Annotated in this window: 17 protein-coding genes; 11 read left to right on the forward strand and 6 right to left on the reverse strand. The window is 59.4% G+C overall.

Annotation, left to right across the window (positions count from 1 at the left end; all coding sequences use genetic code 11):
- Window positions 1–147 precede the first annotated feature (147 nt).
- Window positions 148–2,064 carry an ATP-binding cassette domain-containing protein gene (locus KZH41_RS09315; RefSeq protein WP_094951166.1) on the forward strand — a complete coding sequence of 639 codons (1,917 nt, stop codon included), beginning with the start codon at window positions 148–150 and terminating at the stop codon, window positions 2,062–2,064.
- 94 nt (window positions 2,065–2,158) lie between these two features.
- Here KZH41_RS09315 and KZH41_RS09320 read toward each other — a convergent pair whose 3' ends face one another.
- Window positions 2,159–2,599, reverse strand: a complete 441-nt coding sequence (locus KZH41_RS09320) for a universal stress protein (RefSeq protein WP_094951165.1) — start codon at window positions 2,597–2,599, stop codon at window positions 2,159–2,161.
- A 105-nt stretch (window positions 2,600–2,704) separates the two neighbouring features.
- On the opposite strand from KZH41_RS09320, the gene KZH41_RS09325 reads away from it, so the two are divergent.
- The 7 genes from KZH41_RS09325 to KZH41_RS09355 all read left to right on the forward strand — a co-directional run bounded on the left by KZH41_RS09325 (window position 2,705) and on the right by KZH41_RS09355 (window position 11,168).
- Entirely contained in the window at window positions 2,705–3,142 is a 438-nt protein-coding gene (locus tag KZH41_RS09325; protein WP_242154977.1) for a hypothetical protein, read from the forward strand.
- A gap of 494 nt (window positions 3,143–3,636) precedes the next feature.
- The gene (gene fadB, locus KZH41_RS09330) at window positions 3,637–5,784 is read left to right on the forward strand and encodes a fatty acid oxidation complex subunit alpha FadB (protein ID WP_263274720.1); all 2,148 of its coding nucleotides are present in this window, start codon (window positions 3,637–3,639) and stop codon (window positions 5,782–5,784) included.
- 29 nt (window positions 5,785–5,813) lie between these two features.
- On the forward strand, window positions 5,814–6,989 hold the full coding sequence (fadA, locus tag KZH41_RS09335; RefSeq protein WP_026136849.1) for an acetyl-CoA C-acyltransferase FadA: 1,176 nt from the start codon (window positions 5,814–5,816) through the stop codon (window positions 6,987–6,989).
- A gap of 96 nt (window positions 6,990–7,085) precedes the next feature.
- Window positions 7,086–7,322 (forward strand): DUF1653 domain-containing protein, encoded by a 237-nt coding sequence (locus tag KZH41_RS09340; protein ID WP_021490990.1) that lies wholly within the window; start codon window positions 7,086–7,088, stop codon window positions 7,320–7,322.
- Between the two features lie 114 nt (window positions 7,323–7,436).
- Window positions 7,437–10,058: a type I DNA topoisomerase gene (gene topA, locus KZH41_RS09345; RefSeq protein WP_094951163.1), complete on the forward strand. Its 2,622-nt coding sequence runs from the start codon at window positions 7,437–7,439 to the stop codon at window positions 10,056–10,058.
- Between the two features lie 127 nt (window positions 10,059–10,185).
- Window positions 10,186–10,707: a DUF6586 family protein gene (locus tag KZH41_RS09350; protein WP_094951187.1), complete on the forward strand. Its 522-nt coding sequence runs from the start codon at window positions 10,186–10,188 to the stop codon at window positions 10,705–10,707.
- 227 nt (window positions 10,708–10,934) lie between these two features.
- A complete protein-coding gene (locus KZH41_RS09355) occupies window positions 10,935–11,168 on the forward strand; it encodes a hypothetical protein (protein ID WP_053255041.1) in 234 nt (77 codons plus the stop codon).
- 248 nt (window positions 11,169–11,416) lie between these two features.
- On the opposite strand, the gene sulA is transcribed toward KZH41_RS09355, so the two are convergent.
- Entirely contained in the window at window positions 11,417–11,890 is a 474-nt protein-coding gene (gene sulA, locus KZH41_RS09360) for an SOS-induced cell division inhibitor SulA (RefSeq protein ID WP_048725723.1), read from the reverse strand.
- A 10-nt stretch (window positions 11,891–11,900) separates the two neighbouring features.
- Window positions 11,901–12,509, reverse strand: coding sequence for a transcriptional repressor LexA (lexA, locus tag KZH41_RS09365; RefSeq protein WP_003172575.1), 609 nt, complete (start codon window positions 12,507–12,509; stop codon window positions 11,901–11,903).
- A gap of 263 nt (window positions 12,510–12,772) precedes the next feature.
- On the opposite strand from lexA, the gene KZH41_RS09370 reads away from it, so the two are divergent.
- The 3 genes from KZH41_RS09370 to KZH41_RS09380 all read left to right on the forward strand — a co-directional run bounded on the left by KZH41_RS09370 (window position 12,773) and on the right by KZH41_RS09380 (window position 18,064).
- Window positions 12,773–13,480 carry a TetR/AcrR family transcriptional regulator gene (locus KZH41_RS09370; RefSeq protein ID WP_094951161.1) on the forward strand — a complete coding sequence of 236 codons (708 nt, stop codon included), beginning with the start codon at window positions 12,773–12,775 and terminating at the stop codon, window positions 13,478–13,480.
- Between the two features lie 143 nt (window positions 13,481–13,623).
- Window positions 13,624–14,634: a beta-N-acetylhexosaminidase gene (gene nagZ, locus KZH41_RS09375; protein ID WP_094951160.1), complete on the forward strand. Its 1,011-nt coding sequence runs from the start codon at window positions 13,624–13,626 to the stop codon at window positions 14,632–14,634.
- A 124-nt stretch (window positions 14,635–14,758) separates the two neighbouring features.
- Complete coding sequence (locus KZH41_RS09380; RefSeq protein WP_263274721.1) at window positions 14,759–18,064, forward strand: DEAD/DEAH box helicase; 3,306 nt, start codon at window positions 14,759–14,761, stop codon at window positions 18,062–18,064.
- A gap of 111 nt (window positions 18,065–18,175) precedes the next feature.
- On the opposite strand, the gene KZH41_RS09385 is transcribed toward KZH41_RS09380, so the two are convergent.
- The 3 genes from KZH41_RS09385 to mfd are packed head-to-tail and all read right to left on the reverse strand — an operon-like array spanning window position 18,176 to window position 24,906.
- Complete coding sequence (locus KZH41_RS09385) at window positions 18,176–20,866, reverse strand: DEAD/DEAH box helicase (protein WP_242154981.1); 2,691 nt, start codon at window positions 20,864–20,866, stop codon at window positions 18,176–18,178.
- A gap of 9 nt (window positions 20,867–20,875) precedes the next feature.
- Complete coding sequence (locus tag KZH41_RS09390) at window positions 20,876–21,445, reverse strand: CsiV family protein (RefSeq protein WP_242154982.1); 570 nt, start codon at window positions 21,443–21,445, stop codon at window positions 20,876–20,878.
- Window positions 21,446–21,456: 11 nt separating this feature from the next.
- Entirely contained in the window at window positions 21,457–24,906 is a 3,450-nt protein-coding gene (gene mfd, locus KZH41_RS09395) for a transcription-repair coupling factor (RefSeq protein WP_094951156.1), read from the reverse strand.
- Window positions 24,907–25,243: the final 337 nt, after the last annotated feature.

A 25,243-nucleotide genomic window follows, 5' to 3' on the forward strand; every position in this document is an offset into this window, starting at 1 on the left:
CCTTTTGCCAGCGGCCGGCGAAAGCTTTGCCGGCCGGCTGGCTGAAGTTCAGCGTAAATGTCCTACAGAACGTGTCGATAGCGAAAATGCCGGCCGCATCCAACCCTCAAGTCAGGTAGAATGCGCGCCCAGTTTTTGGAGAAGCGTATGACCCTGCTCAAATTCAGCGATGTGTCCCTTGCTTTCGGCGCTATGCCGTTGTTGGACAAGGTGTCCTGGCAGATCGCCCGTGGTGAGCGGGTGTGCATCATCGGCCGCAACGGCACCGGCAAGTCCAGCATGATGAAGCTGGTTAAGGGCGACCAGAAGCCCGATGACGGCTCTGTTTGGCGCGCCCCGGGCCTGAAGATCGGCGAATTGCCGCAAGAATTGCCGGTGGCCGACGGACGGACAGTGTTCGACGTGGTTGCCGAAGGCCTCGACGGCGTCGGTGAGTTGCTCGCGCAATACCATCACCTGGCGCAGAACTGCGTCACCGAAGAAGACCTGGACAAGCTGATGCACGTCCAGCAAGACCTCGAAGCCCGTGATGGCTGGCGCTTGCAGCAACTGGTCGACAGCACCCTTAGCCGCCTGCAACTGCCGGCCGACAAGACCCTCGCCGAGTTGTCCGGTGGCTGGCGTCGTCGCGTGCTGCTGGCCCAGGCCCTGGTGTCCGAGCCGGACCTGCTGCTGCTCGACGAACCAACCAACCACCTGGACATCGGCGCAATCGCCTGGCTGGAAGAAGCCATCAAGGACTTCCAGGGCGCCGTGCTGTTTATCACGCACGACCGTGCCTTCCTGCAGAGCCTGGCAACGCGCATCCTTGAACTGGACCGTGGCGGCCTGATCGACTGGAACGGCGACTACGCCAGTTTCCTGGTGCACAAGGAAGCCGCACTGTCCGCTGAAGAAACCGCCAACGCGTTGTTCGACAAAAAGCTGGCTCAGGAAGAAGTCTGGATCCGCCAGGGCATCAAGGCCCGTCGCACCCGTAACGAAGGTCGCGTACGTGCCCTCAAGGCTCTGCGCAATGAGCGTAGCGAGCGTCGCGAACGCACTGGCAAGGCCAATATTCAGCTCGACACCGCCGACAAGTCGGGCAAGCAGGTTATGGTGCTGGAGAACGTCAGCTTCCATCACCCGGATGGCCCGTTCCTGATCAAGGACTTCTCCATGGTCCTGCAGCGCGGCGACCGTATCGGCCTGCTGGGCGCCAACGGTACCGGCAAGACCACCTTGCTCAAACTGATGCTCAATGGCCTGCAACCGACCAGCGGCACGGTAGAGGAGGGCACCAAGATCGACGTGGCCTACTTCGACCAGTTGCGCCACCAGTTGGACCTGGAAAAAACCGTGATCGACAACGTCGCCGAAGGCCGCGACTTTATCGACATCGACGGCCAGAGCCGCCACGTGCTGAGCTACCTGGGCGACTTCCTGTTCAGCCCACAGCGTGCACGTACGCCGGTGAAAGCCTTGTCCGGTGGTGAGCGTGCGCGCCTGCTGCTGGCCAAACTGTTCAGCAAACCGGCCAACCTGCTGGTACTCGACGAACCGACTAACGACCTTGACGTGGAAACCCTCGAGCTGCTGGAAGAGGTCTTGCTGACCTTCAACGGCACTGTGCTGATGGTCAGCCACGACCGGGCATTCCTCGACAACGTGGTCACCAGCACCCTGGTCTTCGAAGGTGAAGGCAAAGTGCGTGAATACGTCGGTGGTTATCAGGACTGGCTGCGTCAGGGCGGCTCGCCGCGCCTGCTGGGCGTGACCGAGAGCAAGTCCGGCAAAGCCGACTTGACCTCGGCAGTGGTGGCGGTTGCCGCTGCTGAACCGGCCCAGGAAGCTGCGCCGGCGGCCAAGAAGAAGCTCAGCTACAAGCTGCAACGCGAGCTGGAAGCCTTGCCGGGTGATATCGACGCCAAGGAACAGCAGATCGCCGCAGTAGAGGCGGACATGGCTGACGCGGGTTTTTACCTGCGCCCGGCGGCGGAAACCGCCAAGGTCATTGCTTCCCTGGAGACGTTGAACCAGGAGCTGGAAGTGTTGGTTGAGCGTTGGGCTGAGCTGGATGCCTGAGTGATTCAAGCGCATTAAAAAAACCGGCGCTCATTTATATGAGCGCCGGTTTTTTTGTATGAAATACAGTTCAAATGTGGGAGCTGTGTCGCTCTTAAGCGCTTTTTACCAGCTTCACCGCCAGCACATCACACGGCGCGCCGTGCAACACATCATTGGCGGTCGAGCCCAGCAGCAATGCCAAGCCATGGCGGCCATGGCTGCCGACCACGATCAGGTCGCAGCCCTGTTCCTTGGCCAGGTGGTGGATTTCCTGGCGCGGCTGGCCGTAGGTGAGGTGCGAGTTCTCCTTGGTCACTTCCGGGTATTTGAGGATCAACCGCTCCAGGCGTTCTTTGGCCTGGTCAAACTGTTGTTGCTGCAACTGGGACAGATCCATGGGCACGTCGCCTCCAAAGGCCATGGCCATCGGCTCGACGATGTGCACCAGCGACAGTTTGGCGTCGCTGGCGACCGCGAAGGCGCGGGCGCGCTTGATGACTGGATCGCACTCTTCGGTCAGGTCTACGGCGACCAGAATATGTTCGTATGACATGGGGCGTTCCTCCAGGGGACTGCAATAAGTTCAGTATGGCTGCTTTCAAGCGGATGGGGTTGCGTCAAATCAAATCCGCTCATTTAGAAATTCGGGAGTACAGATATGACGGTCTGGATAGTGGTGTCAATCCTTCTAGTGGTTCTGAGCCCTCTGGCATGGCTGCGCCCCTCACGCCATCAGAGTGGACGCATGGCCCTGCGGATGGAGGCGCGCCGCATCGGCCTGGCCATGCAGTTGGCACCCCAGGAGTGGCCGCACTGGCTCAAGCAGGAGCCGCCGAGCCCATGCGCGCAGTACTGCCGCCCACGGCGCGGGCGTACGCCGGCCATCTGGAGCTATTGGCAGTTGGAGCCGGGTGTGTGGGTCAATCAGTGGCGTGAGGTGTGCGTCGATGAAAAGTTGTTGGCGCATTTTGCGACGCTGCCGGACAACGTCTACAAGGTCGAGGCCGACAAGCAGATGATCGCCTTGTGCTGGGGCGAGAAGGGCGAGGCGAGTGTGTTGAAGGACATTGATACGTTGCTCAAGGCCCTGGCTTGATGTCTGTCAGATAAAAGCCAGGCAATAAAAAGCCCGACATCATCATCGGGCTGGAGTTGGCCAGGCAGGCCGGAAATCTGTGATTCACGCGTCGGATGTTCATCCAGGCGCATTAAGCTTGTCGCTAGCCTAGCGGCATATCCCGTTGTGTACAGCCTTTTCCCACAAATTTCAGACTATTGATTTCGTGAATATTTGAATATTGACGAGGCGCGGGCTTAGGGTGGGGGTTCTGAACTGACTGGAAAGTCGCGTTTTCCCTAGCCTTTCGAGCGATTGACAATTGCCCAGAATTGGATGAAGGTGGCGTACCCAAATCAAACGGGCGTATGAATTGAGCGTTTGTCTGTCAGACCGCTCATACAGAACCCCGACTAGCGCATTGGCGGGTGTGCCTGGCGAATGGGTGTGAGCATTGACGCAACTATCAATGTTCAACCATAGGCCAGCGTCCAGTGAGTACTGTTCAGCTTCCATATCGTGGAGATCAGTTGATGATTTACGAAGGTAAAGCCATCACGGTTAAGGCTCTTGAAAGTGGCATCGTCGAATTGAAATTCGACCTCAAGGGTGAGTCCGTCAACAAGTTCAACCGTCTAACCCTGAACGAACTGCGTCAGGCCGTAGACACCATCAAAGCAGATGCTTCGGTCAAGGGCGTGATCGTCTCCAGCGGCAAGGACGTGTTTATCGTCGGCGCTGACATCACCGAATTCGTCGACAACTTCAAGCTGCCCGATGCCGAGCTGGTGGCTGGCAACCTCGAAGCCAACAAGATCTTCAGCGATTTCGAAGACCTCAACGTGCCGACCGTTGCCGCAATCAATGGCATCGCGTTGGGCGGCGGCCTGGAAATGTGCCTGGCGGCAGACTTTCGCGTCATGTCGGCGACCGCCAAAATCGGCTTGCCTGAAGTCAAACTGGGCATCTACCCAGGTTTCGGCGGCACCGTACGCCTGCCGCGCATCATCGGTGCCGACAACGCCATCGAGTGGATTGCCGCGGGTAAGGAAAACCGTGCAGAAGACGCGCTGAAAGTCGGCGCCGTCGATGCTGTGGTTGCCCCGGACAAACTGGCCGAAGCGGCACTGAACCTGATCAAGGGCGCCATCAACGGCGAATTTGACTACAAGGCCAAGCGTCAGCCGAAGCTGGAAAAGCTCAAGCTCAACGCCATCGAACAAATGATGTCGTTCGAAACCGCCAAAGGTTTCGTGGCGGGCCAAGCCGGCCCGAACTACCCGGCGCCGGTTGAAGCGATCAAGACCATCCAGAAAGCCGCGAACTTCGGTCGCGACAAAGCCTTGGAAGTGGAAGCTGCAGGCTTCGTCAAACTGGCGAAAACCTCGGCTGCCCAGAGCCTGATCGGCCTGTTCCTGAACGATCAGGAACTGAAGAAAAAGGCCAAGGCCTACGACGAAATCGCCAAAGACGTGAAACAGGCTGCCGTACTCGGCGCCGGTATCATGGGTGGCGGTATCGCCTATCAGTCGGCGTCCAAAGGCACGCCGATCCTGATGAAAGACATCAACGAGCACGGCATCGAGCAAGGCCTGGCAGAAGCCGCCAAGCTGCTGGTGGGCCGCGTTGATAAAGGCCGCATGACCGCTGCGAAAATGGCTGAAGTGCTTAACGGCATTCGTCCTACGCTGTCCTACGGCGATTTCGGCCACGTCGACCTGGTGGTCGAAGCGGTTGTCGAGAACCCGAAGGTCAAGCAAGCCGTACTGGCTGAAGTGGAAGCCCAGGTTAAGGAAGACACTATCCTGGCCTCGAACACCTCGACCATTTCCATCAGCTTGCTGGCCAAAGCCCTCAAGCGTCCGGAAAACTTCGTCGGCATGCACTTCTTCAACCCGGTGCACATGATGCCGCTGGTGGAAGTGATCCGTGGCGAGAAGTCCAGCGAGCTGGCAGTTGCCACCACCGTTGCCTACGCCAAGAAAATGGGCAAGAACCCGATTGTGGTCAACGACTGCCCGGGCTTTTTGGTCAACCGCGTGCTGTTCCCCTACTTCGGCGGTTTCGCCAAGTTGGTCAGCGCCGGTGTGGACTTCGTGCGTATCGACAAAGTCATGGAAAAATTCGGCTGGCCAATGGGCCCGGCGTACCTGATGGACGTGGTCGGCATCGACACCGGCCACCACGGTCGTGACGTGATGGCTGAAGGCTTCCCGGACCGCATGAAAGACGACCGCCGTTCGGCGATCGACGCGCTCTACGAGGCCAAGCGCCTGGGCCAGAAGAACGGCAAGGGCTTCTACGCCTACGAGGCTGACAAGAAGGGCAAGCAGAAGAAAGTGGCCGACCCGTCGGTTCACGAAGTACTCGCGCCGGTCATCTACGAACAGCGTGAGGTGTCCGATGAGGACATCATCAACTGGATGATGATCGCCCTGTGCCTGGAAACCGTGCGTTGCCTGGAAGACGGCATCGTTGAAACCGCCGCCGAAGCCGATATGGGCCTGGTGTACGGTATTGGTTTCCCTCCATTCCGTGGTGGTGCGCTGCGTTACATCGACTCGATCGGTGTGGCCGAGTTCGTTGCCCTGGCTGACAAATACGCTGATTTGGGCCCGCTGTACCACCCGACCGCGAAGCTGCGTGAAATGGCCAAGAATGGCCAGAGCTTCTTCGGTTAAGCGCCCAGACGAATAGAGCGAGAATATTTATGAGCTTGAATCCAAGAGACGTGGTGATTGTCGACTTCGGTCGCACACCGATGGGCCGCTCCAAGGGCGGCATGCACCGCAACACCCGTGCCGAAGACATGTCGGCGCACCTGATCAGCAAATTGCTGGAACGCAACGTCAAGGTCGACCCGAACGAAGTCGAAGACGTGATCTGGGGCTGCGTCAACCAGACCCTGGAACAGGGCTGGAACATCGCGCGCATGGCGTCGTTGATGACCCAGATCCCGCACACAGCCGCTGGCCAGACTGTCAGCCGCCTGTGCGGCTCGTCGATGAGCGCGCTGCACACCGCAGCGCAAGCGATCATGACCGGTAACGGCGATGTGTTCGTGGTCGGCGGCGTGGAGCACATGGGCCACGTCAGCATGATGCACGGCGTTGACCCTAACCCGCACATGTCGCTGTACGCGGCAAAAGCCTCGGGCATGATGGGCCTCACCGCAGAAATGCTCGGCAAAATGCACGGCATTACCCGTGAAGCCCAGGACGCATTCGGTGTGCGTTCCCACCAGCTCGCCCACAAGGCGACTGTGGAAGGCAAGTTCAAAGATGAAATCATCCCGATGAACGGCTACGACGAGAACGGTTTCCTGAAACTGTTCGACTACGACGAAACCATTCGTCCGGACACCACCCTGGAAAGCCTGGCGGCCCTCAAACCTGCCTTCAATCCAAAGGGCGGTACCGTGACTGCCGGTACTTCGTCGCAAATCACTGACGGTGCTTCGTGCATGATCGTGATGTCGGCGCAGCGTGCCCAGGACCTGGGTATCCAGCCGCTGGCGGTGATCCGTTCGATGGCAGTGGCGGGTGTGGACCCGGCGATCATGGGCTATGGTCCAGTACCGGCCACACAAAAAGCCTTGAAGCGCGCGGGCCTGACCATCTCCGATATCGACTTCTTCGAGCTCAACGAAGCTTTCGCCGCACAGGCCTTGCCAGTGCTGAAAGATTTGAAAGTACTCGACAAGATGAACGAGAAGGTTAACCTGCACGGCGGTGCGATTGCCCTGGGCCACCCATTTGGTTGCTCCGGTGCGCGTATTTCCGGCACTTTGCTTAACGTGATGAAGCAAAATGGCGGCAACCTTGGGGTTGCAACCATGTGCATTGGTCTCGGCCAAGGCATTTCCACCGTCTTCGAACGCGTCTAAGCGTTAGGTTGACGGAAGCCGGGGCCCAGTGCCCCGGTTTTTGTTTTTTGGAATTTTTAATATTTTTTTTAATAAATTTTGTAAGAGGGCCAGAGCATGAAAGTCGAACCAGGGCTCTACCAACATTATAAGGGGCCGCAGTACCGCGTTTTTAACGTGGCACGGCACTCCGAGACCGAAGAAGAAGTGGTGTTTTACCAAGCACTGTATGGCGATTACGGCTTTTGGGTACGCCCGTTGAGCATGTTCCTGGAGACCGTCGAAGTTGACGGCGAGCAGGTCCCGCGCTTTGCTTTGGTCCAGGCCGAACCCAGTCTTTTTTCAGGGCAATAACGGCAGGCCGCGCAGAATGCTGCGCTTGACCTCACCTTGTTGCCACTATATATAGCGTTGCCGCGACAGGCGCCAACTGCCTTTCACTTCTCGAATTCAGGAATTTTCCGATCCATGGGCAAATCGCTGGTCATTGTGGAATCCCCGGCTAAGGCCAAGACCATCAACAAGTACTTGGGTAACGAGTACGTGGTGAAGTCGAGTATCGGCCATATCCGAGACCTGCCCACCAGCGGTTCGGCTAGCGCCAGCAAGGAGCCTGCCGCCAAGCGCGGCAAGGCCGCCGCGGGCGAAGGTCCGGTGCTCACCCCTAAAGAGAAAGCGCGTAAGCAGCTGGTCTCGCGCATGGGTGTGGACCCGGAACATGGCTGGAAGGCCAAGTACGAGATCCTTCCTGGCAAGGAAAAGGTCATTGAAGAGCTGCGCCGGCTCGCCAAGGATGCTGACACCATCTATCTCGCGACGGACTTGGACCGCGAAGGGGAAGCCATTGCCTGGCACCTGCGGGAAGCCATCGGCGGTGATGACAGCCGCTACAAGCGTGTGGTGTTCAACGAAATCACCAAGAAAGCCATCCAGGAAGCCTTCTCCAAGCCCGGCGAACTGGACATCGACCGCGTCAACGCCCAGCAGGCACGGCGTTTCCTCGACCGCGTCGTGGGCTACATGGTTTCGCCGCTGCTGTGGGCGAAAATCGCCCGTGGCCTGTCCGCCGGCCGTGTGCAATCGGTTGCGGTAAAGCTGGTGGTGGAGCGTGAGCGCGAGATTCGTGCGTTCAACCCCGAAGAGTATTGGGAAGTCCACGCTGACCTCGGCACTGCCAAGGGCGCCAACGTGCGCTTTGACGTGGCCCGTGAGAAAGGCGAGGCTTTCAAGCCGCTGAACGAAGCCCAGGCCATGGCTGCGCTGGAAAAGCTCAAGGCTTCCAGCTACAGCATCGTCAAGCGTGAAGACAAACCGACCAGCAGCAAGCCGTCGGCGCCGTTCATCACCTCCACCCTGCAACAGGCTGCGAGTAACCGCCTGGGCTTCGGTGTGAAGAAAACCATGATGATGGCCCAGCGTTTGTACGAAGCCGGCTACATCACTTATATGCGTACTGACTCCACCAACCTGTCGCAAGACGCGGTGGCGATGGCGCGTACCTATATTGAAACCGAGTTCGGCAAGAAGTACCTGCCGGAGAAGCCAAACGTCTACAGCAGCAAAGAAGGCGCACAGGAGGCTCACGAAGCGATTCGTCCTTCCGACGCCAACACTGAGCCAAGCAAGCTGACGGGCATGGAGCGCGACGCTGAGCGCCTCTACGAGCTGATCTGGCGCCAGTTCCTGGCCTGCCAGATGCTGCCGGCGCAATACCTGTCCACCACCGTCAGTGTGGGCGCAGGCGACTTCGAGCTGCGTGCCAAGGGCCGTATCCTCAAGTTCGACGGCTACACCCGTGTGATGCCGCAAATCGCCAAGCCAGGCGACGACGACGTGCTGCCGGACATGGCCCAGGGCGACACGTTGAAGCTGATCAAGCTCGACCCGTCCCAGCACTTCACCAAGCCGCCGGCGCGTTATTCGGAAGCCAGCTTGGTAAAAGAGATGGAAAAACGCGGTATCGGTCGTCCTTCGACGTACGCTGCGATCATCTCGACCATCCAGGACCGTGGCTACGTTGCGCTGCACAACCGTCGTTTCTACTCGGAAAAGATGGGCGACATCGTTACCGAGCGCCTGTCCGAGAGCTTCTCCAACCTGATGGACTACGGCTTCACCGCCGGCATGGAAGAGAACCTCGATGACGTGGCCCAGGGCGAACGCGACTGGAAAAACGTATTGGATGAGTTCTACGGCGACTTCAAGAAGAAGCTGGAAGTAGCCGAAAGCCCTGAGAGCGGCATGCGTGCTAACCAGCCGGTGATGACTGACATCCCGTGCCTGACCTGTGGCCGTCCGATGCAGATTCGTACTGCGTCCACCGGTGTGTTCCTCGGTTGCTCGGGCTACAGCCTGCCGCCGAAAGAGCGCTGCAAGGCCACCGTTAACCTGGTGCCGGGTGATGAAATCGCTGCTGACGACGAGGGTGAATCCGAGTCGCTGGTATTGCGTGGCAAGCACCGTTGCCCGATCTGCAGCACGGCGATGGACGCTTACCTGCTCGACGAGAAGCACAAGTTGCACATCTGCGGTAACAACCCGGATTGCGACGGCTACGAGATCGAAGAGGGCAGCTACCGCATCAAGGGCTACGAAGGCCCGAGCCTGGAATGCGACAAGTGCGGCAGCGAGATGCAGCTCAAGACCGGCCGTTTCGGCAAGTTCTTCGGTTGCACCAACCCGACGTGCAAGAACACCCGCAAACTGCTGAAAAGCGGTGACGCGGCGCCGCCGAAGATGGACCCGGTGAAGATGCCCGAACTCAAGTGCGAGAAGGTCAACGACACCTACATCCTGCGTGACGGCGCTTCGGGCTTGTTCCTGGCTGCCAGCCAGTTCCCGAAAAACCGCGAGACCCGTGCGCCATTGGTCATGGAAATCGTGCCGCACAAAGACGAGATCGATCCGAAGTACCACTTCTTGTGTGAAGCGCCGAAGAAGGATCCCGACGGTCGCCCGTCCGTGATCCGCTACAGCCGCAAAACCAAGGAGCAGTACGTGCAGACCGAAGTGGACGGCAAGCCTACCGGCTGGAAAGCGTTCTACGACGGTGGCAAGTGGAAGGTCGAGGACAAGCGCCAGGGCGCTTGATCGACGAGCCTGCAAAACATAAAGGTCGCCCGCAAAGGCGGCCTTTTTTTGCGCTTGCAGGAAACTTGGCTGATCCGTGACACTGTTCAGCCAGCATCATGCTTATTTCGTTGTGGAGACTGCCGTTATGGCCAACGAACTCTATACCCGTACCAATCAGAAAATTTACTTCGCGGGTTTGTCCCTGGAGGCCCTTGGCCGTGCCGAGGAAGGGAAGGAGATGAATGCCATCGCGCTGGTCCAGGCCGGGCGTGAGGCGGCGTTGTTCCACCTGTACGGTGCCCTGCTGGGCCTGTGCCATGAAATTGCCGGGTTCTACCGCTTGCCCCAGGCCGGTGCGCCCCGTGCAGAGATGATCGTGAACCGCGACGTGCTGGAAAGCATGGCGATTCCTGAGCTGGCCGAGCTGGTGGAAATGGCCCAGAGCCCTGACAGTTGGATTGCCCGCCTGCTCAAGGCGCATGCCGACATGTTCCAGCCGCCACGCGTTCCTCATGTGCCCAAGGGGGATGTGACACAGCCGCTGATCGTGGCCGTTGCCCTGGAAGAAGATGAGCCCAAGCCATTGAGCCGCGAAGAGCTGGAGGGCTGGCGTCAGGAGCTGAAGAAGATGGCGCTGCGGTTTCGCGAAGGTTTGAACGAGTGCTGAGAGGTTTGCACTAAGCAAATGTGGGAGCTGGCTTGCCTGCGATAGCGGTGGGTCAGTTTGCGGGTCATTGGCTGATACACCGCTATCGCAGGCAAGCCAGCTCCCACATTGATAGGCGTGTTCCCGAGAGCACCATTCATCAAGCCGTAAAGAAACCTGTTCAGATCCTCACCGAGGCTGAGTGGATGACTGATATAATCCCGGCCTTTCGTGGAGAACAGACTTTTATGCCAACGTCCTTTCTGGAAATTGTTGAACTGCCTGACGGCCGAATTGAGCTGCGCCGGGCTGAGGACGAGGGTTCTCTAGTAATTTTGGATTTTTCCGAAGACGCAAAAGCGTTCCTGCAAGGCCAGCACGTGGAAGTAGCAAAAGCCATGTTGAGCGTCGGTGTGCAGATGGCCGGTCGCCTGGCAGAAGGCGAGCCGGAGAAGGACGACGGGCCGCGGGTTCTTCACTGAGTTTGTGATAAGTGCGCTTGTTCTAGTGAGCGGGCTTGTTGCTGCAGCAGGCGGGCTTCTGTGGCGAGCGGGCTTGCCCCGGGTTGGGCTGCGAAGCGGCCCCAAATAGGTTTGACGCGGTACATCAGGTATTCCACGGTGCTTGGTTTTGGGGCCGCTTCGCAGCCCAGCGCGGGGCAAGCCCGCTCGCCACAACAAGCATGCAGGCCACAAAAGCCCCTCCACAGGGCTAGCCTGCGCACATCCTATTACCCCAACCGAATATTCAAGCTCTGCGCATCGCCCGTACGTGCGGCGCTGATCAGTTGTTGCTTGGCTGTAGCATTCAACGGGTTCAACCAACTCACCACCGTATGGCTACGGCCCAGGCGCAAGGCTTCGCAGGTCAACTGCTGGGCACTTTGCATGCCGCGCGGCTGCAGCAACAGAATGCGCTCGCGATTGAGGCCGGCGTCCCGCAGCCAGGCCTGGGTCAGGCTGGCGGGCGGGGCGATCAGCGTCAGCCAGCGCGCGTCCTGCTCCTCGCTCAGTTCGCGAAGGATCGGCGCCAGTAGGCTCAGGCAGCTCCCGGCTGCACCGCGCAACGACAGTTCACTGAACGCCTCAGGTTCGGAGCCCCACGGGGCCTCGACCGTTTCCTTGAGGATGGGCGCAAGGGGTTGGGCCATAAAGGCCTCGAACAGCGACAGTTGTGTGTGTTGTGGGGTGTGCACGAGCTGCATGGTGCCTCCTTTAGCGGCGAATGACGCCGACGCTCAAGCCTTCGATCACCAGGTCCTGATCTTTCAGGTTCACTTCAATCGGGGCGAACTCAGGGTTCTCGGCCAATAGCCAGACCTTGCTGCCTTCGCGCTTGAAGCGTTTTACGGTGACTTCATCGCCGATACGCGCGACGACGATCTGGCCATTACGGGCTTCACGAGTGGTATGGACGGCCAGCAGGTCGCCGTCGAAAATGCCCACGTCCTTCATGCTCATGCCGTGTACGCGCAACAGGTAGTCGGCACGCGGATGGAAGAAGGTCGGGTTGATGTTGCAGGACTCCTCGACGTGCTGCTGCGCCAGGATCGGCGCACCGGCGGCGACGCGACCGATGATCGGCAGGGTCGATTCGTCGGCCTTGGCTTCGAAGCCAGGGATGCGAATACCGCGTGACGCACCTGGGGTCATCTCGATCGCGCCTTTGCGGGCGAGGGCCTTGAGGTGTTCTTCAGCGGCGTTGGGGGATTTGAACCCCAGCTCCAGCGCAATTTCCGCTCGGGTCGGCGGGTAGCCGTTGTCATCGAGGCAGCGCTTGATAAAAGCCAGAATCTCAGCTTGGCGTGGCGTCAGTTTTAGCATGTTGATCGCTCTGTCTTTTTATACAGTGACTGGGATTATATACAGTGAACTGCGCTTGGCAATCATCCTTTTTTAGCACTCCGCTGGACGGTCATTCGCCACCCGTCCTACAAGGCAGAGACAGCGCTGCCTACAGAGCGAGAAGGATGTGATTAAATAGCGATGAAATAGATGACTGCCCGGCCGGAAAACGGACTCGCAGGCTTGACAAGACACACCCTGAAACGTATGTTTCAAACAAGTGTTTGTCAGGCGGAGTAGCCATGGCCCAGTCGGAAACCGTTGAACGCATTCTCGATGCTGCCGAGCAATTGTTCGCGGAAAAAGGATTTGCTGAAACTTCATTGCGGCTGATCACCAGCAAGGCTGGGGTCAACCTCGCCGCAGTGAATTACCATTTCGGCTCGAAAAAAGCCCTGATCCAGGCGGTGTTCTCGCGCTTTCTGGGGCCGTTCTGCGCCAGCCTCGACCGTGAGTTGGAGCGCCGCCAGACCAAGCCTGATAACAAGCCGAGCCTGGAAGAATTGCTGGAAATCTTGGTTGAGCAAGCGCTGGTGGTTCAACCGCGTAGCGGCAATGACCTGTCGATCTTCATGCGTTTGCTGGGCCTGGCCTTCAGTCAGAGCCAGGGTCACTTGCGGCGTTACCTGGAAGACATGTACGGCAAAGTTTTCCGTCGCTACATGTTGCTGGTAAACGAAGCTGCGCCGCGTATTCCACCGATCGAACTGTTCTGGCGCGTGCACTTCATGCTCGGTGCTGCCGCGTTCAGCATGTCCGGCATCAAAGCCTTGCGTGCGATTGCCGAGACTGATTTCGGCGTCAACACCTCGATAGAGCAGGTGATGCGCCTGATGGTGCCGTTCCTTGCCGCCGGCATGCGCGCCGAAACCGGCGTCACCGACCAAGCCATGGCTGCTGCGCAATTGCGCCCCCGCAGCAAATCCACGCCGGCCACTGCCAAGGCATGATCGCCCGGGTGTGCGCGGCCGCTTGCATCCGCTAAGCTAGCTGCCATGCCGATTTCAGCTATTTACTCGCAACCCGTTGTGCTCACTGCGCTTATCGCGCCACGTGAGGGCAACGGGTTGTGTGCGTTATTTAAGGAAGGTTTATGACTGCTGCCCTGCAAGGTTCTTTAATGGTCGACGTTGCCGGTACCTGGCTGACGGCCGAGGATCGCCACCTGTTGCGTCAGCCTGAAGTGGGCGGCCTGATCATTTTTGCGCGCAATATCGAGCACCCACGCCAGGTGCGCGAGTTGAGCGCGGCGATTCGTGCGGTGCGTCCCGACTTGCTGCTGGCCGTCGACCAGGAAGGCGGTCGCGTGCAACGTCTGCGCCAAGGTTTTGTGCGCCTGCCGGCCATGCGCGCGTTGGCAGATAACCCGAATGCCGAATACCTGGCCGAGCAGTGCGGCTGGATCATGGCCACAGAAGTGCTGGCGGTCGGCCTTGACCTGAGCTTCGCTCCGGTACTGGACCTGGACTACCAGCGCAGTGCCGTGGTCGGCACCCGTTCCTTTGAAGGCGACCCCGAGCGCGCCGCTGTGCTCGCCGGTGCATTCATGCGCGGCATGAACAGCGCCGGCATGGCTGCCACCGGCAAACACTTCCCAGGCCACGGGTGGGCCGAGGCGGATTCCCACGTCGCGATTCCCAATGATGAACGCAGCCTGGAACAGATTCGCGCCAATGACCTGGTGCCTTTCACACGCCTGAGCAAGCAATTGGCCGCCGTAATGCCTGCGCACGTCATCTACCCGCAGGTTGATGCCCAGCCGGCTGGTTTCTCGCGCCGCTGGTTGCAGGACATTCTGCGTGGCGAGTTGCAGTTTGATGGGGTGATTTTCAGCGATGACCTGTCCATGGCCGGGGCGCATGTGGTTGGGGATGCGGCCAGCCGGATTGAAGCGGCGCTGACGGCCGGTTGCGACATGGGGTTGGTGTGTAACGATCGTGCGGCTGCTGAGCTGGCACTGAGCGCGGCACAGCGCATGAAGGTCATCCCTTCGGCGCGGATTGCGCGGATGCGTGGGCAGGCGATTGCTTCGACGGACTACAAGCAGGATCCGCGTTGGCTGACAGCGCTTACTGCGTTGCGGGATGCTCAGTTGATCGAGTGACAAGACGTGTTTGTTAAGAGCAAAAAACGTCGGAAATATCGGAATTCAGTTGCCGCTTATTCGTACTCGTAGGCAGGAAGTAACCGTCTTTATTTTGGCCACGCTTGGCGTAAATTGAGTCCCCATGAATAGCCTATTGACGCGTCTTGCTGGTCTGGACTGGCAAGAGAATTTCACCCCTCGCACACTTGATCGTGGTTTTGACTATGTGGCCGAAGACCGCGTCCAAGTCTTGGAGGTCGGGACACAGCGACTGCTCGCAAGGTGCAGAGGTTCTGGCGGTAGTATCTATTCGTTGGTGATCTCTCTGGTCGCCAAGGACGACCCGCATTGGGCTGATATCGATTGCGTGTGTTCTTGCCCGGTCGGGGTGGACTGCAAACACGCCGCCGCCGTTTTATTCCGAGTCCTTGCACTGGCGGACGAGCTGGATGAGCCCAAGGCACCTAGTGAACGCCTCAGCCCGCAGATCGAGCAATGGCTTAACAACATGCCCGCCGCGACGCCAGAGGTTGAGTCGTTACCCAAAAGCAGCAACACCTGTTTGCTGTACCAGCTCAGTCCCGACGCCTACTCAAACCGTTGGTCGCTGGCGGTCTTCCGGGCACGCACCCTGAAAAAGGGCGGCTATAGCGAAATCAAGGCGCTGTACTCGCTCGATGAAACCCTGGCGCGTGCGCCCGGTTATATGCTCGATGTGGACAAGCGCATCTGTCGGCTTCTTATGCTTGGGCGAGCGTACGGTCGCTACGGCAGCAGTTTTGCGCTGGAGGGCGAGGACGGCGCCGAAATTCTAAAACTGGCGCTCAAAACCGAGCGGTTATTCGTGGACTTTGATGCCCAATTGGCGCTCAACCCAGGTCCCACGCGTGTCGCCCGCTTCAATTGGGCCGTGCAGCCAGACGGTAGCTATCGACCGCAATGGCTAAGCGACGATCTACTGTTGCACGAGGTCTTACCACTCAAGCCGCTTCATTATTTGAACCTGGATAACATGGAGCTGGGGCCGCTTGAGTATGAGATGGATGATCGCCTGGCTATTCACCTGTCCAGCTTGCCCGAGATTCCGGAAAACCAGGTCGCGTTATTCAGTCATCGCATCAGTGCCGTGGGCGCCGCGATCCCGCCGCCGCGTGCGTTGACCGAGCGAGTGGTCGATACGCTCGAGCCCCAGGCGTGCCTGTCATTGGGCAGCGACGAAACCTATGCTTATAGCGCAGAATTTCGCAGGCCAATGCCGACGTTTGAACACCGTGCCGCGTTGGCTTATCGCTATGGCGATAGCCTAGCCAGCGACAAGGGCGGCGCTGAGATACGGTTGTTGAGCGGTACCGAAACCCAGCGTATCAAGCGTAAACCTGCGGCTGAAAAAGCCTTGCGCAAAGTCTTGACCAAACTCGGTTTTGCCAAGGTCACTCGCAAAACACACGCGTTGGCGCAAAACGCCGGCGAGATGTTTGATCTGGCTACCGATAACGACTGGTTGAACTTCATTGAGGATCATCTGCCAGCCCTTCAAAAGGCTGGGTGGGATATCAGCATCCAGCCTGGTTTTTACTACCATGTGGAAGATGTGGATCATTGGTACGCTGATATCGAAGAATCTCCCGGTCACGAATGGTTTGATCTTGAGCTGGGGATCGAGGTCAATGGCCAGCGCTACAGCCTGCTACCCATTGTGCTGGAATTAATGGCTCGTCAGCCCAAACTGCTCGACGCCGATTACATGATTGAACGCGCTGACGAGGAGCGCGTGCTCGTAAGCCTGGGGACTCGCGAGCGTACTAAGGTCGCTCTGCCTTATGGCCGGATCAAACCTCTGATGGCGACGTTAGGTGCCCTGTATCTACGCGACCCCGGCAGCGACAAGCTGCGATTGAGCGCCCCTGATGCAGCCCGTCTCAGTGATTTGGACGGTATTCCTCTGATCTGGCAGGGTGGTGAGCGCGTGCGGCATTTCGCCAAGCGCCTCAAGGAATCGACCCATGTGCAAGTCTCGGCTCCCCAGGGCTTGAATGCCGAACTGCGTGGCTACCAGCTCGAAGGCCTGAATTGGATGCAAACCCTGCGAGAGCTGGGCGTCGGCGGGATTCTTGGCGATGACATGGGGCTGGGCAAAACCTTGCAAGCCTTGGCGCATCTACTCTGTGAAAAGCAGGCCGGCCGATTGCAAACCCCTGCGCTGGTGGTGATGCCCACCAGCCTGATCCCTAACTGGTTGGATGAAGCCGCGCGTTTTACCCCACAGCTCAAGGTGCTGGCCCTGCATGGCGCGCAACGCCAGAACGATTTCACGCGTTTGGGCGATTACGATCTGGTGCTCACCACGTATGCGTTGTTGCCACGCGATCTTGACGTCTTGCAGCCCAAACGCTGGAGCATGCTGATCCTCGACGAAGCGCAAAACATCAAGAACCCCAACAGCAAGGCCGCCCAGGCTGCCCGGCAATTAGAGGCCGATCAACGTCTGTGTCTTTCAGGCACGCCGCTGGAAAACCACTTGGGCGAACTGTGGTCGCTGTTTCATTTTCTGCTGCCGGGATGGCTGGGCGACAGTAAAACCTTCAACCGGGATTACCGCACGCCCATCGAAAAACACGCGAATGCACATCGTATGCAGCACCTCACAGCGCGTATCAAACCTTTTCTGTTACGTCGCAAGAAGGAGCAGGTCGCCACTGAGTTGCCGCCCAAGACTGAAATTATTCATTGGGTGGAGTTGAATGATGCGCAACGGGATGTGTATGAAACCGTACGTGTGGCCATGGATAAAAAGGTGCGCGATGAAATCAGCCGCCACGGTGTGGCCCGCAGCCAGATCATCATCCTTGAAGCGTTGCTCAAACTGCGCCAGGTGTGTTGCGATTTACGCCTGGTAAAGTCTGCCCCGGTTTCTAAAGCGGCCAAGGCCGTCACCGGCAAGCTGGGTAGCTTGATGGAGATGGTGGAGGAGTTGCTCAGTGAAGGGCGACGGATTTTGCTGTTCTCGCAATTCACTTCGATGCTGGCGCTGATTGAAGAAGAGTTGAAGCAGCGTGAGATTGGGTATTCGATACTGACCGGTGACACCCTTGACCGACGCACTCCGGTGAAGGACTTCCAGGACGGCAAGACGCCGTTGTTCCTGATCAGTCTGAAAGCCGGTGGCACGGGCTTGAACCTGACGGCGGCCGACACGGTGATTCATTACGACCCATGGTGGAACCCAGCGGTGGAGAACCAGGCGACCGACCGGGCTTATCGCATTGGGCAGGACAAGCCGGTGTTTGTGTACAAGATGATTGCGCGCGGCACCGTGGAGGAGAAAATCCAGGCGTTGCAGTTGGAAAAAGCAGCGTTGGCCGATGGGGTTCTTGAAGGCGGCGCCAGTGCCGGGTGGAAGCTGGAGCAGCGGGATATCGAGGCGCTGTTTGCGCCGTTGCCAGGCTGAAAACCGTGGCGCGCCCTTCGCGAGCAAGCCCGCTCCCACATTCGATCGCATTCCAAGCGATGTACGCGATTAAATGTGGGAGCGGGCTTGCCCGCGATAGCGATCTGAAGGTCAACGCTTCTCTTGTTTGTTAGGCAACGGCGCAAACAACGCCTCAATATCGTCATTGCCCAACTGCCAATCCCCTGTCGTACGCCCATCCAGCACACCGGCTGCCAAGTCTGACTTTTCCTTCTGCAGGTGTTGGATTTTCTCCTCCACCGTACCCCGTGCAATCATCTTGTAGACGAACACTGGCTTCTCTTGACCAATACGATAAGCCCGGTCGGTCGCCTGGTTCTCCGTGGCCGGGTTCCACCACGGGTCATAGTGGATCACCGTGTCGGCCTCAGTCAGGTTCAACCCCACACCGCCCGCCTTCAAACTGATCAGAAAAATCTGCAGCTTGCCGCTCTGGAAGTCTTTCACCGGGGTACGTCGGTCGCGGGTCTGGCCGGTCAGCAGCGCGTAGTCCACGCCACGTTTTTTCAGTTCGACTTCGATCAGGCTCAGCATCGAGGTGAACTGGGAAAACAGCAAAATCCGGCGCCCTTCGGCAAACAGTTCTTCGAGCATTTCCATCAGGCTGTCGAGCTTGCCCGAGCTGCTGCCACGGGCGGGCAGGGTGGCATCGTTGACCAGGCGCAGGTCGCAGCACACTTGGCGCAGCTTGAGCAGCGCTTCAAGAATGATGATCTGGCTGCGCGCCACGCCCTTGCGGGTGATCTCGTCGCGCACCTTCTTGTCCATGGCCAGGCGCATGGTTTCGTACACATCGCGCTGGGCTTCGTTGAGGTCGACCCAATGGATGATCTCAGTCTTGGGCGGCAATTCCGTCGCCACTTGTTCCTTGGTGCGGCGCAGCAGAAAGGGTTTGATCCGACCGTTAAGGTGCTGCAATCGCACATCGCTGGCGCGTTTTTCGATGGGCACGCGGTAATCGCGGTTAAAGCTTTTCACGTCGCCCAGCCAGCCTGGCAGCAGGAAGTGGAACAGCGACCACAACTCGCCCAGGTGGTTTTCCAGCGGTGTGCCGCTCAGGCACAGGCGCTGGCGCGCGTTCAGCTCGCGCGCGGCCTGGGCGGCCTTGCTGTTGGGGTTCTTGATGTACTGCGCTTCATCGAGGATCAGCACGTGCAAGGGCAGGGCGGCGAGCTGCTCGATGTCTTTGGGCAGCAGCGCGTAGGTGGTCAGCAGCAGGTCATAGTCCTGCAAGTTCTGGAAATGTTTCTTACGCGTCGCGCCGTACAGTGCCAGCACCTTGAGCTGCGGGGTGAAGTGCGCCGCTTCGTCGAGCCAGTTAGGGATCAGGCTGGTGGGCATCACCACCATGCACGGCCGATCGAGGCGCCCGGCGATTTTTTCACTGAGAATATGCGCCAGAGTCTGCAGGGTTTTGCCCAGGCCCATGTCATCCGCGAGAATCCCGCCGACATCAAGCTGGCGCAGCGACTGCATCCAGCTCAAACCTTCGAGCTGATACGGGCGCAGGGTTGCGTTCAAGCCTTCGGGCGCCACGCAGGTGAAACCCTTGATGTCGCGCAGGCGCTGGGCGAAGTTGCGGATCTTCTCGCCGCCTTCCCATTGCAGCGGCAGGTCTTCCAGCGGGTTGAGACGAATCGCATCGGCCTTGGCCAGGCGCAACGTGGTGTTGCCGGGTTCCTGCAGGTAAAACTCGCCAAGGGTGGCCAGTACCGGTTTCAAGCGACCGTAGGGCAGCGCCACTTGCAGCGGGCCGTGGCCGTTGGGCAGGCCGGGGATGTTCACCAGAATCAGCTCGTCATCGCGACGCCGGGCGAGTTTTTCCGGGTTGAGGATCTCGGTGTGCGAACGCATCAGGTTCAACAGGATCGGCAACAGGCTCAGCCGCTCACCGTTGACGATGATCCCCAATTCCAGGTCAAACCAGTCGCGCTCCGGGCCTTCATCGACGGTGGCGTACCAGTCATCGACGGTGCTCAAGTCGAAACCGAAATCCTCATCGATCTGCAGCTCCCAGCCCTCGACGCGCAGGGTCGGCGATGCGTTGAGGGTGAAGTTCAGCCAGGCGCTGTCATTGACCATCTCGAACAGTTCACCGGCGCTTTCCGGCAACGCTTTGCTCTGGCGCGTGGCGATCTTGAAGCCGAGCAGGCGCAGTTGCTCGCGATACGGCTGTTCCAACTCCGGATGGCGCTTGATGCGCAGGCTCTGGGTCTCCTGGCGCACGACGATGTCGGCGTTTTTTTGCCCGCTGACATAGTTGCCCAGGTAATTGAACGACAACGCTGCGCGGTGCTGGATGTAGCGCTGCATTTTGCCATTGCGCGGTTCAAACGCGCTGAACTCGACACTCGCCAGCCACAGGCGCGGCACCGGTCGCACATCCTCCATCACCACCTGCGGCAGCACCACGCGGTTATCCAGCACGGCCTGGAGTTTTTCCAGCAGCTCGGCATCCTGGGCGGCCGCCGGGTAGGCCAGGGTTTCCTGGACCTTGAGCAGCACCGCCGCGATGTGTTTGCAGTTGGTGTGCACCGGGCACGTGCAGCGGCTGTCCACCAGAATCAGCATGCCTTTGGCGGATTCGCGCAGCGAGATGGTTTGCCGGTAAACGTTACCGCCCGAGCCTTCGCAACTGGCAATGATGGTGCTGTCGCCAGACTCGACGATGCGCACGCGGTTTTCCAGGGCGTAGCGGCGCCCGCGCTCAAGGCTTTGCTCTTTAAAGCGATTGGCCCACGAAGGGGCCAGGGGTTTGGTCAACGACGACGTCAGGGGCATGGCGCTGGATCAGTCCTGAATGTCGGGCGGTGGTGCGCTGGGTGGTTTGGCGGTCAGCGAGGTGATCTTGATCAGCAGCGCCAAGTGGCCGCCGTCGAGGTAGTTGAGCTGGTTGTTTTTGGTGCGCACGTCTTGCTGGCTCAGGTGTTCGCTGGCAATGACGCTGCCGTTGGCGTCGAACTGGTTGATCCAGAAGTTTGCGTCGATATCGGTAAAGCGCCCCAGTTGCAGGTTCAGCGTGCCTTCGATGGGGAACTGGCCGAATTGCTCCTGGCCGTCGGTAATGGCCAGCTTCACCGGTTGTTCGCCCAGGTTTTGGTCCCAGGCGCGGTGCAGCAGCACGGTATAGCTGTTGTCGGCACTGAGTTTGTCGACGATGTTGCCCAGCCGTGGCGGGCTCATTTTGTCCGCCGGCAGCCGTGGTGCCCCGGCGTCCCAGTTTTCCGGCGCGGCGCGGCTAGTGATCACCGGCTCGGCGTTCTGGCGCACCAGGACCATTTCCACCAGGTACGGGCTGTCGGCAAACGCCGAAGGAGCAACGACCACCAACAACAAGCTCAAAATGCGGAACAGGCGCATTGGGGCGTCCTTCAAGCAGATTTCGGAATGAGGCGCTCAAACAGCGCCTCTAATGTATTAAAGCGTTCTTCGGCACGTTCCATCGGCACCATGAATTTGAACAGCGTAGCCCCTTCGAACTTGTAGCGGTTGGGCTGGCCCTGAATCAGCTTGATCAGCACCAGTGGGTCCACCGGCGTTTGCGCTTCGAACTCGATACGCCCGCCTTGCGGCCCGGCATCGACTTTCTTTATTCCAAGCTGCTCGGCCTGCAATTTGAGCAGGGTCAGACGCACCAGGTTCTTGGTCGGCTCCGGCAACAGGCCGAAACGGTCGATCATCTCCACTTGCAGGTCCTTGAGGCCCTCTTCGTCGGTGGCCGAGGCAATGCGCTTGTACAGGATCAGCCGCGCATGTACATCCGGCAGGTAGTCTTCGGGAATCAACGCCGGCAAGCGCAGGTTGATTTCCGGGCCGCCACCCAAGGGTTGATCGAGGTTCGGTTGTTCGCCTTTGCGGATGGCTTTTACCGCGCGCTCGAGCATTTCCATATAAAGGGTGAAGCCCACGGCCTGGATCTGCCCGCTCTGGCCGTCGCCGAGCAGTTCGCCGGCGCCACGGATTTCCAGGTCGTTGGTGGCCAGTACAAAACCGGCACCGAGGTCCTGGGTGTTGGCGATGGCTTCCAGGCGCTTTTCAGCGTCGCCGGTAATTTGCTGGCGCGGTGGCGTCAGCAAGTAGGCATAGGCTTGGTGGTGACTACGCCCAACCCGGCCGCGCAATTGGTGCAACTGCGCCAGGCCGAACTTATCCGCACGCTCGATGATGATGGTGTTGGCGCTCGGCACGTCGATGCCGGTCTCGATGATGGTCGAGGCGATCAGCACGTTGAAGCGCTTGTGGTAGAAATCGCTCATCACCTGTTCGAGTTCGCGTTCACGCATCTGCCCATGGCCGATGGCAATGCGCGCTTCCGGCACCAATTCGGCGAGGTCGGCGGCGCATTTCTCGATGGTTTTCACGTCGTTGTGCAGGTAGTACACCTGACCGCCGCGCAGCAGTTCACGCAACAGCGCTTCCTTGACCGTACTTTTGTTCTGCTCCATCACGAACGTGCGCACCGACAAGCGCCGTGCCGGTGGCGTGGCGATGATCGACAGGTCGCGCATGCCCGACACGGCCATGTTCAGCGTGCGCGGAATCGGCGTGGCGGTGAGGGTAAGAATGTCGACTTCGCTGCGCAGGTTTTTCAGCTGTTCTTTCTGGCGCACACCGAAACGGTGTTCTTCGTCGATGATCACCAGCCCCAGGTTTTTGATCTTCACATCGTCCGACAGCAGCTTGTGGGTACCGATCACAATGTCGATTTTACCTTCCGCCAAGTCGGCGACGGCGGCATTCACTTCCTTGGCGGACTTGAAGCGGCTCATCACTTCCACGCTCACCGGCCAGTCGGCGAAGCGGTCGCGGAAGCTGTTGTAATGCTGCTGGGCGAGCAGGGTGGTCGGCACCAGAATCGCTACCTGCTTGCCGCCATGCACGGCAATAAAGGCGGCGCGCATGGCCACTTCGGTTTTGCCGAAGCCCACGTCGCCGCACACCAGGCGGTCCATCGGCTTGGGCGCGAGCATGTCAGCGCGCACCGCTTCAATGGTGGTTTGCTGGTCCGGGGTTTCTTCAAAGGCGAAGCCGGCGCTGAACGTGGCGTAGTCGGCTTTCGGGTCAGCGAAGGCGTAACCCTCGCGGGCTGCGCGGCGTGCATAGATGTCGAGCAATTCGGCGGCGACGTCGCGCACCTGCTCGGCGGCTTTGCGCTTGGCTTTCTGCCAGGTCTCGGAGCCCAGGCGGTGCAACGGCGCCAGGGCGTCGTCGCTGCCGGTGTAGCGTGCGATCAAGTGCAGGCTGGCCACCGGCACGTAGAGCTTGGCGCCCTCAGCGTATTCCATGGTGAGGAATTCGGCGGCCTGGTTGTCGATCTCCAGGGTCTGCAGGCCCAAGTAGCGGCCCACGCCGTGGTCGATATGCACCACCGGCGCGCCTTCGCGCAGCTCGGTCAGGTTCTTGATCACTGCGTCGTTGTTGGCGTCCGCGCGTTTTTCACGGCGACGGCGCTGCATCACGCGTTGGCCGAACAGCGGGCTCTCGGCGATCAACGCCAAGGCCGGGTCATCCAGTAACAAGCCTTCGTCCAGCGGCGCAATGGTGATCGCCAGGCGCTCTTTGCTGGCGACAAAATCCGGCCAGCTGTCGACGGTTTTCGGGCGCAGCTTCAGGCGTTCCAGCAACTCCAGCAGCACTTCGCGGCGGCCGGCGGATTCGGCGGTAAACAGCACGCGGCCAGGGAAGTCGCCGAGGAAGTTGGATAACGCTTCCAGCGGTTGCGTGGCTTTGGCCTGGATCGCCAAGTCCGGCAGTGTGCCTGCCGGGAAGCGTTCGCGGCCGCTGCCGGCGTCCACGTCCTGTTGGCTGGCGACCACGCGCGGCCAGTTTTTCAGGCGGGCGAAGCAGTCTTCCACCGGCAGGAACAGCTCGGCAGGCGGTAACAGAGGCCGCGATGGGTCGACGCGGCGCTCTTCATAGCGGTTGCGCACGTCGTTCCAGAAGTTTTCCGCTGCCTGCTCGATGCCCGGCAGCGAGAACACTTGGGTGTCCTGGGGTAGGTAGTCGAACAGCGTGGAGGTTTCGTCGAAGAACAGCGGCAGGTAGTACTCGATACCGGCCGGTGTAATCCCACTGCTCAAGTCCTGGAAGATCGGGCAGCGGCGGAAGTCCACGTCGAAGCGTTCACGAAAGCGTGCCTTGAAGCGCGTGACCGCGTCTTTTTGCAGCGGGAATTCCCGTGCCGGCAGCAGCTTGATCGAGTCCACTTTATCAATGGAGCGTTGGTTGTCTGGGTCGAAGGTGCGCAGCGTTTCGATTTCGTCATCGAACAGGTCGATGCGGTACGGCAGTTTGCTGCCCATCGGGAACAGGTCGATCAACGCCCCGCGCACGGCGAACTCGCCGTGTTCGTACACCGTGTCGACGCAGCGGTAGCCGCTGGCTTCCAGGCGCGTGCGCATCTGTTCCACGTCGAGCTTCTGGCCGATATCCAGCACCAGGCTGCTGCCCAGCAGGAACTTGGTCGGCGCCAGGCGATGCAGGGCCGTGGTGATCGGCACCACCAGCACGCCGTGGGCCAGTTCCGGCAAGCGGTACAGGCTGGCGATGCGCTGGGAAATGATGTCCTGGTGCGGCGAGAACAGATCGTAGGGCAGGGTTTCCCAGTCGGGAAAATGCAGCACCGGCAAATCGGGGGCGAAGAAGCTCAGCTCCTGCTCCAGCCGCTCGGCGCTTTGGCTGTCGGCGGTGAGCAGCAGGGTAAAGCGCTTGGCTGCGCTGGCAGCCTCGGCAATGGCCAGGCTCAGGGCGGCACCGGGCAGGTTGCCCCAGTGCTGTTTACCTGCCGCGGCAGGGAGAAGCGGTAGACGCAGAACGGGCACGGAAGGTTGAGCTCCAAGCGTTGCGACAAAGTCGGTAATTGTAACGGCCCTAGGTGCCGCCTGTCAGTTGCTGACTGTGCCTATTACGGTTTGTAGGAAATGTAGTGGCTAAGACAAACAATGGCGTGTTTTGACTCAATATGTAGTGCCATTTAGCACGGATATTTCGGAGGGTTACGGACAAGTTGGCGGCGCGACGCCATTGGTGGCCTTCTGGAACCCGCGTGTTTCCTGGCCTGTAGCGGGGTGGTATTTTTTTGCAAGGGCTTTTTGTTGTGGTTGGCGCATTGCTCAACGGGCGGTCGGACGACATAATGTAGCCCCTTTTTTCTGCCCC

Origin of the sequence: Pseudomonas sp. YeP6b (assembly GCF_025642995.1) — a bacterium.
In the GTDB taxonomy this organism is placed as follows: Bacteria; Pseudomonadota; Gammaproteobacteria; order Pseudomonadales; family Pseudomonadaceae; genus Aquipseudomonas.

Excerpts from the sequence above, each read along its gene's own strand:
- sulA (WP_048725723.1), bottom strand. The coding sequence starts at position 11,890 with ATGCAGCTCGTGCACACCCCACAACACACACAACTGTCGCTGTTCGAG.
- KZH41_RS09350 (WP_094951187.1), top strand. The coding sequence starts at position 10,186 with ATGGCCAACGAACTCTATACCCGTACCAATCAGAAAATTTACTTCGCG.
- KZH41_RS09370 (WP_094951161.1), top strand. The coding sequence starts at position 12,773 with ATGGCCCAGTCGGAAACCGTTGAACGCATTCTCGATGCTGCCGAGCAA.
- nagZ (WP_094951160.1), top strand. The coding sequence starts at position 13,624 with ATGACTGCTGCCCTGCAAGGTTCTTTAATGGTCGACGTTGCCGGTACC.
- fadB (WP_263274720.1), top strand. The coding sequence starts at position 3,637 with ATGATTTACGAAGGTAAAGCCATCACGGTTAAGGCTCTTGAAAGTGGC.
- lexA (WP_003172575.1), bottom strand. The coding sequence starts at position 12,509 with ATGCTAAAACTGACGCCACGCCAAGCTGAGATTCTGGCTTTTATCAAG.
- topA (WP_094951163.1), top strand. The coding sequence starts at position 7,437 with ATGGGCAAATCGCTGGTCATTGTGGAATCCCCGGCTAAGGCCAAGACC.
- KZH41_RS09380 (WP_263274721.1), top strand. The coding sequence starts at position 14,759 with ATGAATAGCCTATTGACGCGTCTTGCTGGTCTGGACTGGCAAGAGAAT.
- KZH41_RS09315 (WP_094951166.1), top strand. The coding sequence starts at position 148 with ATGACCCTGCTCAAATTCAGCGATGTGTCCCTTGCTTTCGGCGCTATG.
- KZH41_RS09390 (WP_242154982.1), bottom strand. The coding sequence starts at position 21,445 with ATGCGCCTGTTCCGCATTTTGAGCTTGTTGTTGGTGGTCGTTGCTCCT.
- fadA (WP_026136849.1), top strand. The coding sequence starts at position 5,814 with ATGAGCTTGAATCCAAGAGACGTGGTGATTGTCGACTTCGGTCGCACA.
- KZH41_RS09325 (WP_242154977.1), top strand. The coding sequence starts at position 2,705 with ATGACGGTCTGGATAGTGGTGTCAATCCTTCTAGTGGTTCTGAGCCCT.
- KZH41_RS09320 (WP_094951165.1), bottom strand. The coding sequence starts at position 2,599 with ATGTCATACGAACATATTCTGGTCGCCGTAGACCTGACCGAAGAGTGC.
- KZH41_RS09355 (WP_053255041.1), top strand. The coding sequence starts at position 10,935 with ATGCCAACGTCCTTTCTGGAAATTGTTGAACTGCCTGACGGCCGAATT.
- KZH41_RS09340 (WP_021490990.1), top strand. The coding sequence starts at position 7,086 with ATGAAAGTCGAACCAGGGCTCTACCAACATTATAAGGGGCCGCAGTAC.
- KZH41_RS09385 (WP_242154981.1), bottom strand. The coding sequence starts at position 20,866 with ATGCCCCTGACGTCGTCGTTGACCAAACCCCTGGCCCCTTCGTGGGCC.